This is a genomic window from Geobacter grbiciae (assembly GCF_018531165.1).
In the GTDB taxonomy this organism is placed as follows: domain Bacteria; phylum Desulfobacterota; class Desulfuromonadia; order Geobacterales; family Geobacteraceae; genus Geobacter; species Geobacter metallireducens.
On sequence record NZ_JAHDIW010000009.1, the window covers coordinates 104,430 to 117,108 of the forward strand.

A 12,679-nucleotide genomic window follows, 5' to 3' on the forward strand; every position below is an offset into this window, starting at 1 on the left:
GCAATACGGTCGTGGACGCCCTTCTCTCCGTCGTTGACCGTGTCGAAAATGATGCGGCGCTCCATCGAGAGATGGAGGAACGGTTTTTGTTTCTCGACCCGTCAAAACGGCTCGTACTCGTTACTGGCCATCGGCGGGAAAATTTTGGCGAAGAGTTCGAAAATATCTGCCGTGCCCTGGCCGAAATAGCACACCGTCACGGTGATGTGGAGATTCTCTACCCCGTGCACCTGAACCCCAACGTGCAGGAACCGGTCAGAAGAATTCTAGGGAATGACGGCGGTGGCAACATCCACCTCATCGAGCCCCTTGATTACCTCCCGTTCGTCTATGCCATGAACCGTGCCCACCTGATCATCACCGATTCCGGCGGAGTCCAGGAGGAAGCCCCGTCCCTCGGTGAGCCGGTTCTCGTCATGCGCGAGACCACCGAGCGCCCCGAGGCGGTAGCTGCCGGAACGGTGAAGCTGGTGGGAACGAGTTTCGACCGGATTGTTGCCGAGGCCTCGCTGTTTCTCTCCGATGCCGGTGCCTATGAAGCCATGAGCCGTGCCCACAATCCTTACGGCGACGGTCTGGCTGCCGAACGAATAGTCGCTGTTCTTGCTGCGTGGGGAGGGACGTCCTGCGTTGGTGCCTCTGCTGAAAGACTTCACTTCCGATAAGCCTTGTCATGCTGGACATGCAGGCTGACAAGGACAATGGCAGGGCCTTTTATGAGGCAGGTGATAGCGCGGGCGCTGCCGGTGACACGGAGGGAGTAAAGCTGCTCACCGGTAGTCGGTTCGATCATGCCGTGGAGTTTCTCAAAATTGAGGCCAGCATGACTCCAAAGCTGTTGAAGGGTGAGAGCCTGTAGCTGTGTGAGCATTTTCGCCGCTGCCTTGCGCACGGGGAGCTCGGACTTCATGACCGCTTCGTCGAAAGCGGGGCGAATCTCAATCTTCACCTGCCCACCTCTTGGCAATGGCAGCGGCCTCTTTGGCGGATTTGACCGAAAGGGACGGGCGCGGGTCCGTCAGAGAAGAGGTAATGGCTTCTTTGGTTTCGGTTGTCCAGGCCCAGAGCTGGTGACGCGGGATCGGTTCCACGGGAATCAGGATGATCCTGCCGTCTTCAAGGACTTCCAGCTCAAGGGCATCACCGGGATTGACGCCAACGGTAGGTGGAAGTGTGACACGTCTCCTGGAATCCGTTTGTATGAGCATTGCGTAATACCTCCTGGTAAAGATTATACAAGAAAGCGTAACAAATGGGCAATACCCATTTATTGCTCAGGTGTGTGTCGTGAATAATCGTGATTTCTGTTCTTTGGGCGGATCGAAAATTCGGTTGCTGGTCTGGTGAGGGCTGGATATATTTATTACCAGTTATGGTGTATGTCGGAAATGAAATTTACCGGGCAGTGAAAGTGAGGGAACGCCACGCATGAGCGGTTCATCGCTGAAAGTCCTCATCGTCAAAGTATCCGCCCTCGGCGACGTCATCCACGCCCTGCCGGTCCTCGACTATCTTCGTCAGGCAGCGCCGGGGGTCGAGATCGACTGGGTGGTGGAGGAAGGGAACCGGGATATCCTGGAGGGGCACCCGTTGCTGCGCCGGCTCCATGTTGTCCGCACCAAGGCATGGCGGCGCGACCCCCTCTCCGACACGACCCGCCAGGAAATCTCCGCCATCCGCCGGGAATTGCGCGAAGCCGACTACGACATCGCCTTCGACCTCCAGGGGAACATCAAGAGCGGCATCATCACGTGGCTCTCCGGTGCCCGGCGCCGCTACGGCTTTGACCGCGAAGGGGTGAGGGAAGCGCTCAATCTTCTCTTTACCACGAACCAGGTGCCCCTCCGCCGGCAGGACCATCACATTTCGCACCGCTCCCTCCGGGTAGTCAGTGTCCCCCTGGGTCGAGACTACACGGGGATGACCATCGGGTCCGACATTTTCACCTCTCCCGAGGACGATGCCGCTGCCGAAGCGCTCCTGGCAACCCTCGATGACGGCCTTGCCCTTCTTTTCCACAACGGCACCACCTGGACCACCAAGCTCTGGTACGAGGAAGGGTGGATCGGGCTGGGCCGAATGGTTGTCGACAGATATCCGGACTCAACCGTTCTCCTCTCCTGGGGAAACGAACAGGAGAAACATGCTGCCGAAACCATAGCAGCCGGCATCGGCCGAGGCGTAAGGGTTTTGCCGAAATTGAGTCTCAAGGGTTTCTGTGCCCTGCTCAAAAAGGTCGATCTGGTGGTCGGAGGGGACACCGGGCCGATTCACATGGCCGCCGCAGTGGGGACTCCGACGGTTTCGTTCTACCGCGCCACCGACGGGAGACGCAACGGTCCCCTTGGCGACCAGCATGTGGTCGTCCAGTCACCACTCGACTGCACGGCCTGTCTGCGCAAGTCGTGCGACAAGGATGCTCCCTGCCGCGCCAGCATCACTGCCGATCTCCTCCTGGCCGGCATCGAAAAGCTCCTGACGCCCCCCTTTCCATCGGCCGGGTGATGTGTTACACTGCCTCCTCTTCAATAGCCCGACAAATCAGAAGGATAGCGCACCATGTCCACGGTTCTCGTCACCGGCGCCGCCGGCTTCATCGGATTTCACCTCTCCAAGAGACTCCTTGATCGGGGCGACCGCGTTGTGGGGCTCGATAATCTTAACGACTACTACGACGTAAACCTGAAGCTGGACCGGCTTCGCCAGTTGGAGGGGCGGGAGGGATTCCGTTTCGTCCGGGCGAGCCTGGCCGACCTCCCGGCCCTGGAGGAACTCTTTGCCGGCGAGCGATTTGATGTGGTGGTGAATCTGGCCGCCCAGGCCGGGGTCCGCTATTCACTCAAGAATCCCCACGCTTACGTGGAGAGCAACCTGGTCGGTTTCATGAACATCCTGGAAGGGTGCCGCCACCATGGCGTGAAGCATCTGGTTTACGCCTCATCAAGTTCCGTTTATGGGGCCAACACGTCCATGCCCTTTTCGGTCCATCACAACGTGGATCATCCGGTCTCCCTCTATGCTGCCACCAAGAAGGCAAACGAGCTCATGGCCCACACCTATTCGAGCCTCTATGGCCTTCCCACCACTGGCTTGCGCTTCTTCACGGTCTACGGCCCCTGGGGCCGGCCCGACATGGCGCTCTTCCTCTTCACCAAGGCGATACTCGAGGGACGTCCCATCGAAGTTTACAACCACGGCAAAATGCAACGGGATTTCACCTACATCGACGACATCGTCGAAGGGGTCATGAGGGTCATGGACCGGACGCCCGAACCCAACCCTTCCTGGAGCGGCGCCCGTCCCGACCCGGGCACCAGCTACGCCCCCTACCGTATCTACAACATCGGCAACAACCGTCCGGTGGAGCTCCTGACGTTCATCGAAACCATCGAGAAGTGCATTGGGAAGACGGCGGAGAAGAACTTCCTTCCCATCCAGGCGGGCGACGTGCCAGCCACCTATGCCGACGTGGACGATCTGACGAACGACGTGGGTTTCAAGCCTGCCACTCCCATCGGGGAGGGAATTAAGCTTTTCGTTGAGTGGTATCGGGAGTATTACCGTGTCTGAGGTCTCGAAAGGAGAAGGGATGGCAGTTCTTGTCACTGGCGGTGCAGGATACATCGGGAGCCATGTTGTCCGGCAGCTTTCAGAGGCCGGCTATACCGTTGTGGTCTACGACAACCTCTCCACTGGCTGCGCCGACGCCCTCGTCCACGGCGAACGGCTCGTGGTGGGGGAGTTGGACGATTCTGCCCGACTAGACACCCTCTTTCTGGAGTACGGCTTCAAGACGGTGCTTCATTTCGCAGCCTCCATCGTGGCTCCCGAGTCGGTGACTGATCCTCTCAAGTATTACAGCAACAACACCCGCAATACCCTCAATCTTCTCACGGCCTGCGTGAAGCATGGGGTCGAGCGGTTCATCTTTTCCAGTACCGCTGCGGTTTACGGCATGCCCGAGAACGGCGTTGCTGCGGAGGAGAGCCCCACGGTCCCCATCAACCCCTACGGCACGTCGAAGCTCATGAGCGAATGGATGCTCCGTGACGTTTGTGCCGCCCACGGCATGCACTCCGTGGCGCTGCGTTACTTCAACGTGGCGGGGGCAGATCCCAAGGCGCGAATGGGGCAGCGGACCCCGGAGGCGACCCACCTCATCAAGGTCTCCTGCCAGGCCGCCTTGGGGATGCGGGAGAAGGTCTCCATCTTCGGCACCGACTACGCCACCCCCGACGGCACCGGCATCCGCGACTACATCCACATTGAGGATCTCGCTTCGGCCCACCTGGCTGCCCTGGCATACCTTGAGGGGGGAGGGGAGTCGACACGGATCAATGTCGGATACGGCAAGGGAGCCAGCGTTCGCGAGGTGATCGAGATGGTCCGCCGCGTGTCGGGAGTCCCTTTCCCGGCAGAGGAAGCTCCCCGGCGTCCCGGCGATCCGGCCATGCTGGTGGCAAAGGCGGACCGGGCCAAGACGGTCCTCGGCTGGACCCCGCACTATGACGACCTTGAAACCATTGTCGCCGATGCGTGGCGATGGGAAGCTAAACTCAACAAACGGTGATTCTATGATCAAGAGTATGACCGGCTACGGCAAGGCCGTGGTCGAAACGGAAACAGGGCGGACCACCGTCGAGATACGGTCGGTGAACCACCGCTACGGCGAGGTCTTCGTCAAGATGCCCCGCTCGTTCCTGGCCGTCGAGAATGACGTGCGCAAGGCCGTGGGGGACCGTCTGAAGCGGGGAAAGATCGAAGTCTTCGTACAGCGCGAAGAGGTCGCAGGTGGGCAGCAGCGTCCCTTGGTGAATGTTGCCTTGGCCCGGGCCTATCGCGAGGCGTTTGATCATCTGCGCACAGAGCTTGGGATTTACGACCCCGTGACGCTTCCCCTCATCCTGTCGCAGAAAGATGTCCTGGCCGCCCAGGAGGAAAGCTCCGATGAGGATGCCCTCCGGGCAGAACTCCTCCAGGGGGTGCGCGGCGCGGTGGAGGCAATGGAGACCATGCGGATGCGCGAAGGCGAAGCGCTCCTGGCCGATCTCAGGGACCGCCGCCAGACCCTTGCGATGCTCATCGACCGGGTGGCCGAGCGTGCACCCGCCGTGGTCGCCGACTATGCCCAGAAGCTGCGGGAGCGGCTTGCGCAGCTTCTCGCCGATACGACCCTCGACGAAGCGCGGCTCGCCCAGGAGGTGGCGCTACTGGCCGACCGGTGCGATGTTACCGAGGAGTTGGTCCGCTTCCGGAGCCACCTGATCCAGTTCGACGAGACCCTTGCCCTTGCGGAGCCGGTGGGGCGCAAGCTGGATTTCCTCATGCAGGAGCTGAACCGCGAGGTCAATACCATCGGGTCCAAGGCCAACGACGCCGCCATGGCTGCCATCGTGGTTGAGTTGAAGGCTGAACTGGAAAAGATCCGTGAACAGGTACAGAACATAGAATAGGGACCACGGACGGGGAACCAGGGACCAGGGAAGTGTCGTTGGATTTCACTGGTCCCCGGTCCCCGGTCCCCGGTCCCCGGGGTTACCATGAAACGCGAAGGGGTTCTCTACATTATCTCGGCGCCGTCGGGGGCGGGCAAAACCACGCTCTGCAAGGAAATAATTGACATCTTTCCGCACCTCCGGCATTCTGTCAGCTATACGACGCGGCAGCCCCGAGCCGGTGAAGTGCATGGAAAAGACTATTATTTCATTTCCATGGACGAGTTCCGGAGCATGGTCGATAAGGGTGAGTTTGCCGAGTGGGCCGAGGTTCACGGCAACTGTTACGGTACGTCCATTCGCACTCTTGAGGAGTGCCGCATCACGGGAATCGATCTGATTCTCGATATTGACATCCAGGGCGCGCGTCAGCTCAAGGAGCGTTACGAGGGCGGCGTCTACATATTCATTCTCCCCCCCAGCTACGAGGAACTCCGTCGTCGGCTCAACGGCCGTTCCTCCGACAGCGACGAAGTCATTAGCCGGCGCATTGATGCCGCTGCCGGCGAGATTCGCGAATCCCGCTGGTACGACTACATTATAGTCAACGATCAGTTCAGCCGGGCAGTAGAAGAACTCAAATCGGTCGTGGTTGCAGAGCGGTGCCGGACGTTCCGGGTTCTTGAAACGGTGACCGAACGGTTCGACATGGGCTGAGACAGACCAGGAACCAACATCCCATAAGCACTGAGACACCGGCCGGCACAGATGCCGGTTTTTGAAAGGAGTAGCACAATGGCACGGGTAACAGTTGAAGATTGCCTTGAAAAAGTGGATAATCGCTTCCTGCTTGTCATGCTGGCGTCAAAGCGCGTCAAGCAACTCTACAAAGGAGCTTCGCCTCTCATCGACAACAAGGCAGCCAACAAGAACGTGGTGGTATCGCTTCGCGAAATCGCCTCGGGCAAGGTAGGGTACGAGCTGACTTCGCGCAAGGCAAAGTAGTAAGCCTGGCTACAGGGGCAGAAGCGTAATGCTTCCGCCCTTTTTTTGTCCTTTTTTCCATGATCAGACTCAACGATATCCTCGATAAGGTTGGTTCATACAACCCCGCGCCGGACCTGGACCTGGTGCGCAAGGCCTACGTATACTGCGCCAAGGTCCACCAGGGGCAGACCCGTCTCTCGGGCGAGCCCTATCTGGTTCACCCCATGGAGGTGGCGGGGCTTCTGGCCGACCTCCGGCTCGATGTCCCCACCGTGGTGACGGGGCTTCTCCATGATACCATCGAGGATACCCTGACCACCCGCGAGGAACTGGAAGGGCTGTTCGGTGCCGAGGTGGCCAACCTCGTGGACGGTGTCACCAAGATCAGCAAAATCCACTTCAAGACCAAGGAAGAGAGCCAGGCCGAGAACTTCCGCAAGATGCTCCTGGCCATGGCCAATGACATCCGGGTCATTCTGGTGAAGCTGGCCGACCGCCTCCACAACATGCGGACCCTCCAGTACCAGCCCGAGCCGAAGCAGCGCTCCATCGCCCGCGAAACCCTCGACATCTACGCACCTATCGCTAACCGTCTCGGTATTTCCTGGATCAAGAGCGAACTGGAGGATCTCTCCTTCCGGTACCTGGAGCCACAGATCTACTACGATCTCGCCTCCAAGGTGACCAAGAAGAAGAAGGAGCGGGAGAGCTATGTCGAGGAGGTGCGGAAGATCATCGTCGACAAGCTTGTGGAGCACGACATCAAGGGGGAGGTCTTCGGCCGGAGCAAGCATCTCTACTCCATCTGGCGCAAGATGCAGAGCCGCAGTGTCGATATCGACCAGATCTACGACCTGATCGCCATTCGCGTCATGGTGAACGATATCCGCGAGTGCTATGAGGTGCTGGGTCTCATCCATTCCACCTGGAAGCCGATCCCCGGCCGCTTCAAGGACTACATCGCCATGCCCAAGGGGAACATGTACCAGTCGCTCCACACGACGGTCATCGGTCCCCACGGGGAGCGGATGGAGGTGCAGATCCGCACCTATGACATGCACGGGGTTGCGGAGGCGGGGATCGCGGCTCACTGGAAGTACAAGGAGGGAAAGGGGTACGACGAGAAGGAGGTGAAGCGCTTTGCCTGGCTGCGTCAGCTCCTTGAATGGCAGCAGGAGCTCCAGGACTCCCATGAGTTCATGAGCACCGTCAAGGTGGAGCTCTTCCCCGAAGAGGTCTATGTCTTCACGCCGAACGGCGATGTGAAGAGCTTTCCCAAGGGGTCGACCCCCATCGACTTCGCCTACACCATCCACACCGACCTGGGGCATCGCTGCGTCGGCGCTAAGGTGAACGGCAAGCTGGTCCCCCTCAAGTACGAGCTCAAGAACGGCGACATCGTGGAGGTCATCACCTCTCCTCACCACACCCCCAGCAAGGATTGGCTCAAGATCGTCCGGAGCTCCCGGGCCCGTAACAAGATTCGGGCCTGGATCAAGACCGAGGAGCGGGTCCGGAGCATCTCCCTTGGCAAGGAGATTCTAGAGAAGGAGTTCCGCCGCTTCTCCCTGAACCTGGGCAAGCTTCAGAAGACAGGGGAGCTGAAGCGGGTGGCAACGGAATTCGGCTATGTGGGCGACGACGACCTTATGGCCGCCGTGGGGTACGGCAAGCTTTCCTGCAACCAGGTGCTCGGCAAGCTGCTGCCCGAGGAAAAACTCGCCGAGAAACAGGAACTGAAGGAATCACGGATCGGCAAGGCCATCAGCAAACTGACGGGAAAATCCACGAGCGCCATTCAGATTGGCGGCGTCGATGATGTGCTCGTTCGCTTCGGCAAGTGCTGCAATCCGGTTCCCGGTGACGAAATCGTCGGGTTCATCACGCGAGGGCGAGGGGTGACCGTCCATACCATCGACTGCCCCATTGCTCTCGAAAATGATCCGGAGCGGCGCATCGCCGTTGACTGGAACCGTGAGCGCAGGGCGGCCCTGCCGGTGAAGATCAGGGTCTCCTGTCACGACCAGAAGGGGATTCTGGCCAATATCACCCTGGCCATTACCAACTGTGAGGCGAACATATCGAGCGCCTCCATCCAGAGCACCGTGGACCGGCGGGGGGTGAACATTTTCGAGGTGGACGTCACGAGCCTTGAGCACCTGACCCGGGTTATGAACAACATCATGAAGGTCAACGGCGTCACCCACGTGGAACGGATGAAGTCGTAGGAGGAGCATGCGATGAAAGAGATTATTTCCACCGACAAGGCCCCCAAGGCGATCGGGCCCTATTCTCAGGCAGTGAAGGCGGGGGGGGTTCTGTTCCTCTCGGGGCAGATACCGCTGGATCCTGCAACTGGAGAATTTGTGCCCGGTGGGATCAGGGAGCAGACCGACCGGGTCATGGACAATATTGCCGCGGTACTGACCGAGGCCGGCCTCGGTTTTGACGCCGTCGTGAAGACGACCATCTTTCTGACCGATCTGGCCAATTTCGGGGTGGTCAACGAGGTGTATGGGAGCCGTTTTTCCGCAGAGCCGCCGGCACGTTCCACGGTGGAGGTGAAAGGTCTTCCTCGCGGCGCCCTGGTGGAAATCGAGGTGCTTGCCCTCTGCTGAGAGGTTTCCCCGGGAGAATAAGAAACGACAAAAGCCGCAGACGCGGATGCGCTGCGGCTGAGTCGTTTGTTGGGTGCGGAAACGTGCCCGAGGGGCAACGAGCCCCCCGGTTCTTAGATGGCCTTGGTGACGTGGCCGGAGCGGATGCAGCGGGTGCAGACCTTGATGGTCTGGACGCTACCGTTCCTGACGGCCTTCACCTTCTGCAGGTTCGGGTACCACGTGGTGCGGGTCTTGTTGTTGGCGTGGCTGACATTGTTACCGAAACTGGGACCTTTGCCGCAGATTTCACATTTTCTCGACATGGCTCTACTCCCTCTCGATGGTTTCTGAAGCTCTCTCTTATAGCAGACAGTAACCGGCTTTGCAAGTGAAATATTCTGGTAAGGTGGTGCAATGGCGCTCTTTTTTCGTGGCCTTTTCTCGCTTTTGGTGATCTTTCTGGTAGTGGCGACGGTCCTCTTCGTGGACTTCGCCTACAAGACCTTTTCCGTGCGGCAGCGTGACATCGCCACCGACGCCATCGTGGTCCTTGCCGGGGGACGGGGGAGAGTGGAAGAGGGGATACGGCTCTTCAGGGCGAAGAAGGGAAAGTACCTCTTTCTCATCGGGGTCGACCCCATGGTGCGGAAGCAGGAACTCTTCCAGGAGCGGAAGGGGGAAAGCCTCGCCGACCGGGTGGTCCTGGAAAATGCATCGCGGAACACTCTGGAAAATGCCCTTTATGGCAGGGAGATCATTGATCGAAAGGATATCCGCTCTATTAGTCTCATCACTTCCCGCTACCACATGAAACGGGCGACCCTCATCTTCAGGAGCACGCTTCCCCGGGACATCGCCATCTACCCCCATCCGGTCGATACGATCAATCTCAAGGAAGCGTGGTGGCGTGACCAGGGGAGTTTCCGGCTCCTCTTCAGCGAGTTCTACAAGTACTGCCTCTTCAGGTTCTTCTTTCTTTTCGCCTCTGGAGAACTGAGACCACCTGCGGGACCGTAGGGTCTGCGCTTGCTCTATGGGGGCAGCAATACGGGCGCAGCAAGCAGCGCCCCTCATTGTACCTATTCGGCTTTGTCTTCGATTCGCGGGAAAAGCGCCTCTGCCTTGGCAATCTGTGTTCCCGGAACCAGTTTGCCCCACGCCAGGTTTTCGTCCCTGAGAGCCTCCATGCAGCCCAGATAGCCGAGGGCTTTGGCCGCGGTGCGCGGCATGAAGGCAGACAAGAGCGTATGCACGATCCGCTGGGCCTCCAAGAGGGTGTACATGATGGTGCCGAGACGCTCCTTCTGGGCCGGATCCTTGGCCAGGGTCCAGGGGGCGCTCTCGTCGATGTATTTGTTTCCGGCGGAGATCACTTCCCAGATTGCCTGGAGGCCCTTACTGAAGGCCATTTCGTCCATGCATGACTCGAGTTGGCTGATCATCGCCTCGGTCCTGGCCCGGAAGGCGGCGTCCAGTTCGGTCATGGCTCCCGGCTGGGGGAGGGTGCCGCCGAAGTACTTGTTCACCATGGCGGTAGAGCGGCTGAGGAGGTTCCCCAAGTCGTTGGCCAGGTCCGAGTTGATCCGGTGGACGAGGGCCGCGTGGGAGAAGTCGCCGTCGAGGCCGAAGGGGACCTCCCGCAGGAGGAAGTAGCGGACCGCGTCGATGCCGTACTTGTCCACGAGCATGTTGGGCTCCACCACATTCTGGAGGCTCTTGCTCATCTTCTGCCCCTCGACAGTCCACCAGCCGTGGGCAAATACTTTCCTCGGCACCGGAAGTCCGGCGGCCATGAGGAAGGTGGGCCAGTAGACCGCGTGGAAGCGGAGGATATCCTTGCCGATGAGGTGGGCGTCCACGGGCCAGAATTTCCCGTAATTACCGGCCTGGTCGGGATAGCCGAGGGCCGTGATGTAGTTGGTGAGGGCGTCGAACCAGACGTAGATCACGTGCCGCTCATTCCCCGGTACCGGAATCCCCCAGTTGAAGGAGGTGCGGGAAACCGAGAGATCGCGGAGCCCTTCCTTGACGAAAGAGATAATTTCGTTGCGCCGGCTCTTGGGCTGGATGAAGTCGGGGTTCGCTTCGATGTGGGCCAGGAGTTGCTCCTGGTACTTGCTCATCCGGAAGAAGTAGGACTCTTCCTTGAGCTTTTCCACGGGACGGTTGCAGTCGGGGCATTTGCCGTCGATGAGCTGGGTTTCGGTCCAGAAGGTTTCGCACGGGGTGCAGTACCAGTCCTCATACTCGCCGAGATAGATGTCCCCCTTGGCCATGACCTCCCGAAAGAGGTGGGTTACCCCCTTCTTGTGGCGCTCCTGGGTGGTGCGGATGAAGTCGTTGTAGCTGATGTCAAGTTTTTCCCAGAGGGCCTGGAAACGCTTCACCACCCGGTCGGCCAGCTCCAGCGGGGTCTCGCCGGCGGCGTTGGCGGCCTTCTCCACCTTCTGGCCGTGCTCGTCGGTCCCGGTCAGGAAAAAGACGTCATACCCCTTGAGCCGCTTGTAGCGGGCAAGGACATCGGCGGCGAGGGTCGTGTACGCATGGCCGATGTGCGGTACGTCATTTACGTAGTAGATGGGGGTCGTGACATAGAACGTTCGGCTCATTTCGGCTCCTTTTTATCCTTGTCCCTGCCTTTGCCGCCGCGGCGATCACGGTTGCCGCGTTCTCCGCGCTGCTGGTCCTGGTTCTTTTTAGTATCGCGCTCCCGGCGCTGCTCGCCGTCGTCTCCCGGTTTCTGCTCACGGTCCCGGGGCTTTTCCCGCCGCTGATTGTCGGAGGAGCTTTGCGGTTCCTTCTCTCGCTCCCTGGGGCCACCCTCCCGGCGTGGGGACTTGGGGCGCTCCGAGATGTCCTCGGGCTTGATGCTCTCCCCCTTGAGCTCCACAATCCGGTCGTCGTCGGTCTTGACGAAGACGGTCCCCTCGATGACGTTCTGCTTGATGACTTCCCCTTCGGTGCTGCCGCACTTCACAACTTTACCGCATTTGGGAAGGCATTTCTTGAGGGAACAGTAGGTCTCGTACTCGTAGCCGAGACAGCAGAGGAGTCGGCCGCACTGTCCGGAGATTTTCGTGGGGTTGAGGGCCAGGTTCTGCTCCTTGGCCATTTTGACCGATACGGGCTCGAACTCGCGCAGAAACGACGAACAGCAGAGTTCTCGCCCACAGATGCCGATGCCGCCGATCATCTTCGATTCGTCACGGACGCCGATCTGACGCATCTCGATGCGGGTGTGGAACTGATGGGCCAGATCCTTGACCAGCTCCCGGAAATCGACCCGCCCGTCGGCGGTGAAGTAGAAGATGGCCTTGCTCCCGTCAAAAAGGTATTCCACCTTGACGAGTTTCATCTCCATCCCCCGCTCCTTGATCTTGCGGAGGCAGAACGCGTAGGCTTCCTGCTCCCGGGCGTCGTTGCGGGCAGCCGAGGCGAGATCCGACGGTTCGGCGATCCGGATGGCGGTCTTGAGCCCTTCGGGTACATGGGCTTCTTCGTATTCCCGGGGGGGGGTGACGACGGTGGCGATGCTCCGCCCCCGCTCTGTCTCGACGATGATCTTGTCCCCCGGCTTGAGGTCGAGATCGCCCGCCCCGAAGTCGTAGAGTTTGCCGGCGGTGTGGAACTGGGCCTTCACAATCTTTACCAAGTTGT

General features: G+C 59.7%; 15 protein-coding genes. 10 read left to right on the forward strand and 5 right to left on the reverse strand.

What is annotated here, in order from left to right; translation table 11 throughout:
- Nucleotides 1–11 precede the first annotated feature (11 nt).
- The gene (gene wecB, locus KJB29_RS12080) at nucleotides 12–665 is read left to right on the forward strand and encodes a non-hydrolyzing UDP-N-acetylglucosamine 2-epimerase (protein ID WP_425514115.1); all 654 of its coding nucleotides are present in this window, start codon (nucleotides 12–14) and stop codon (nucleotides 663–665) included.
- Here wecB and KJB29_RS12085 read toward each other — a convergent pair.
- Nucleotides 653–949: a hypothetical protein gene (locus KJB29_RS12085; protein WP_215734802.1), complete on the reverse strand. Its 297-nt coding sequence runs from the start codon at nucleotides 947–949 to the stop codon at nucleotides 653–655. The genes wecB and KJB29_RS12085 overlap by 13 nt on opposite strands.
- Nucleotides 939–1,208 (reverse strand): AbrB/MazE/SpoVT family DNA-binding domain-containing protein, encoded by a 270-nt coding sequence (locus KJB29_RS12090; RefSeq protein ID WP_215734803.1) that lies wholly within the window; start codon nucleotides 1,206–1,208, stop codon nucleotides 939–941. Before KJB29_RS12090 ends, KJB29_RS12085 begins: the two co-directional genes overlap by 11 nt.
- A gap of 220 nt (nucleotides 1,209–1,428) precedes the next feature.
- Here KJB29_RS12090 and waaC point away from each other — a divergent pair, with 220 nt between their 5' ends.
- The 8 genes from waaC (at nucleotide 1,429) to KJB29_RS12130 (ending at nucleotide 9,040) form a co-directional block, all read left to right on the forward strand.
- The gene (waaC, locus tag KJB29_RS12095; RefSeq protein WP_215734804.1) at nucleotides 1,429–2,505 is read left to right on the forward strand and encodes a lipopolysaccharide heptosyltransferase I; all 1,077 of its coding nucleotides are present in this window, start codon (nucleotides 1,429–1,431) and stop codon (nucleotides 2,503–2,505) included.
- A 54-nt stretch (nucleotides 2,506–2,559) separates the two neighbouring features.
- Nucleotides 2,560–3,570 (forward strand): NAD-dependent epimerase, encoded by a 1,011-nt coding sequence (locus tag KJB29_RS12100; RefSeq protein ID WP_215734805.1) that lies wholly within the window; start codon nucleotides 2,560–2,562, stop codon nucleotides 3,568–3,570.
- A gap of 19 nt (nucleotides 3,571–3,589) precedes the next feature.
- The gene (galE, locus tag KJB29_RS12105; RefSeq protein ID WP_215734806.1) at nucleotides 3,590–4,570 is read left to right on the forward strand and encodes a UDP-glucose 4-epimerase GalE; all 981 of its coding nucleotides are present in this window, start codon (nucleotides 3,590–3,592) and stop codon (nucleotides 4,568–4,570) included.
- A gap of 4 nt (nucleotides 4,571–4,574) precedes the next feature.
- Nucleotides 4,575–5,453: a YicC/YloC family endoribonuclease gene (locus KJB29_RS12110; RefSeq protein WP_215734807.1), complete on the forward strand. Its 879-nt coding sequence runs from the start codon at nucleotides 4,575–4,577 to the stop codon at nucleotides 5,451–5,453.
- Between the two features lie 87 nt (nucleotides 5,454–5,540).
- Nucleotides 5,541–6,152 carry a guanylate kinase gene (gene gmk, locus KJB29_RS12115; RefSeq protein ID WP_215734808.1) on the forward strand — a complete coding sequence of 204 codons (612 nt, stop codon included), beginning with the start codon at nucleotides 5,541–5,543 and terminating at the stop codon, nucleotides 6,150–6,152.
- Nucleotides 6,153–6,230: 78 nt separating this feature from the next.
- Nucleotides 6,231–6,440: a DNA-directed RNA polymerase subunit omega gene (gene rpoZ, locus KJB29_RS12120; RefSeq protein WP_004513294.1), complete on the forward strand. Its 210-nt coding sequence runs from the start codon at nucleotides 6,231–6,233 to the stop codon at nucleotides 6,438–6,440.
- A gap of 59 nt (nucleotides 6,441–6,499) precedes the next feature.
- Nucleotides 6,500–8,650, forward strand: a complete 2,151-nt coding sequence (locus tag KJB29_RS12125) for a RelA/SpoT family protein (protein WP_215734809.1) — start codon at nucleotides 6,500–6,502, stop codon at nucleotides 8,648–8,650.
- A gap of 12 nt (nucleotides 8,651–8,662) precedes the next feature.
- The gene (locus tag KJB29_RS12130) at nucleotides 8,663–9,040 is read left to right on the forward strand and encodes a RidA family protein (RefSeq protein ID WP_215734810.1); all 378 of its coding nucleotides are present in this window, start codon (nucleotides 8,663–8,665) and stop codon (nucleotides 9,038–9,040) included.
- 113 nt (nucleotides 9,041–9,153) lie between these two features.
- Here the strand turns inward: KJB29_RS12130 and rpmB are convergent, their stop codons facing one another.
- On the reverse strand, nucleotides 9,154–9,345 hold the full coding sequence (rpmB, locus tag KJB29_RS12135) for a 50S ribosomal protein L28 (protein WP_004513297.1): 192 nt from the start codon (nucleotides 9,343–9,345) through the stop codon (nucleotides 9,154–9,156).
- Nucleotides 9,346–9,436: 91 nt separating this feature from the next.
- Between rpmB and KJB29_RS12140 the strand changes: the two genes are divergently transcribed.
- Complete coding sequence (locus KJB29_RS12140; RefSeq protein ID WP_004513298.1) at nucleotides 9,437–10,039, forward strand: YdcF family protein; 603 nt, start codon at nucleotides 9,437–9,439, stop codon at nucleotides 10,037–10,039.
- A gap of 62 nt (nucleotides 10,040–10,101) precedes the next feature.
- On the opposite strand, the gene metG is transcribed toward KJB29_RS12140, so the two are convergent.
- Nucleotides 10,102–11,631, reverse strand: a complete 1,530-nt coding sequence (metG, locus tag KJB29_RS12145; RefSeq protein ID WP_215734811.1) for a methionine--tRNA ligase — start codon at nucleotides 11,629–11,631, stop codon at nucleotides 10,102–10,104.
- Entirely contained in the window at nucleotides 11,628–12,674 is a 1,047-nt protein-coding gene (locus KJB29_RS12150) for a PSP1 domain-containing protein (protein ID WP_215734812.1), read from the reverse strand. The genes metG and KJB29_RS12150 overlap by 4 nt, the downstream gene beginning before the upstream one ends.
- Between the last annotated feature and the right edge of the window lie 5 nt (nucleotides 12,675–12,679).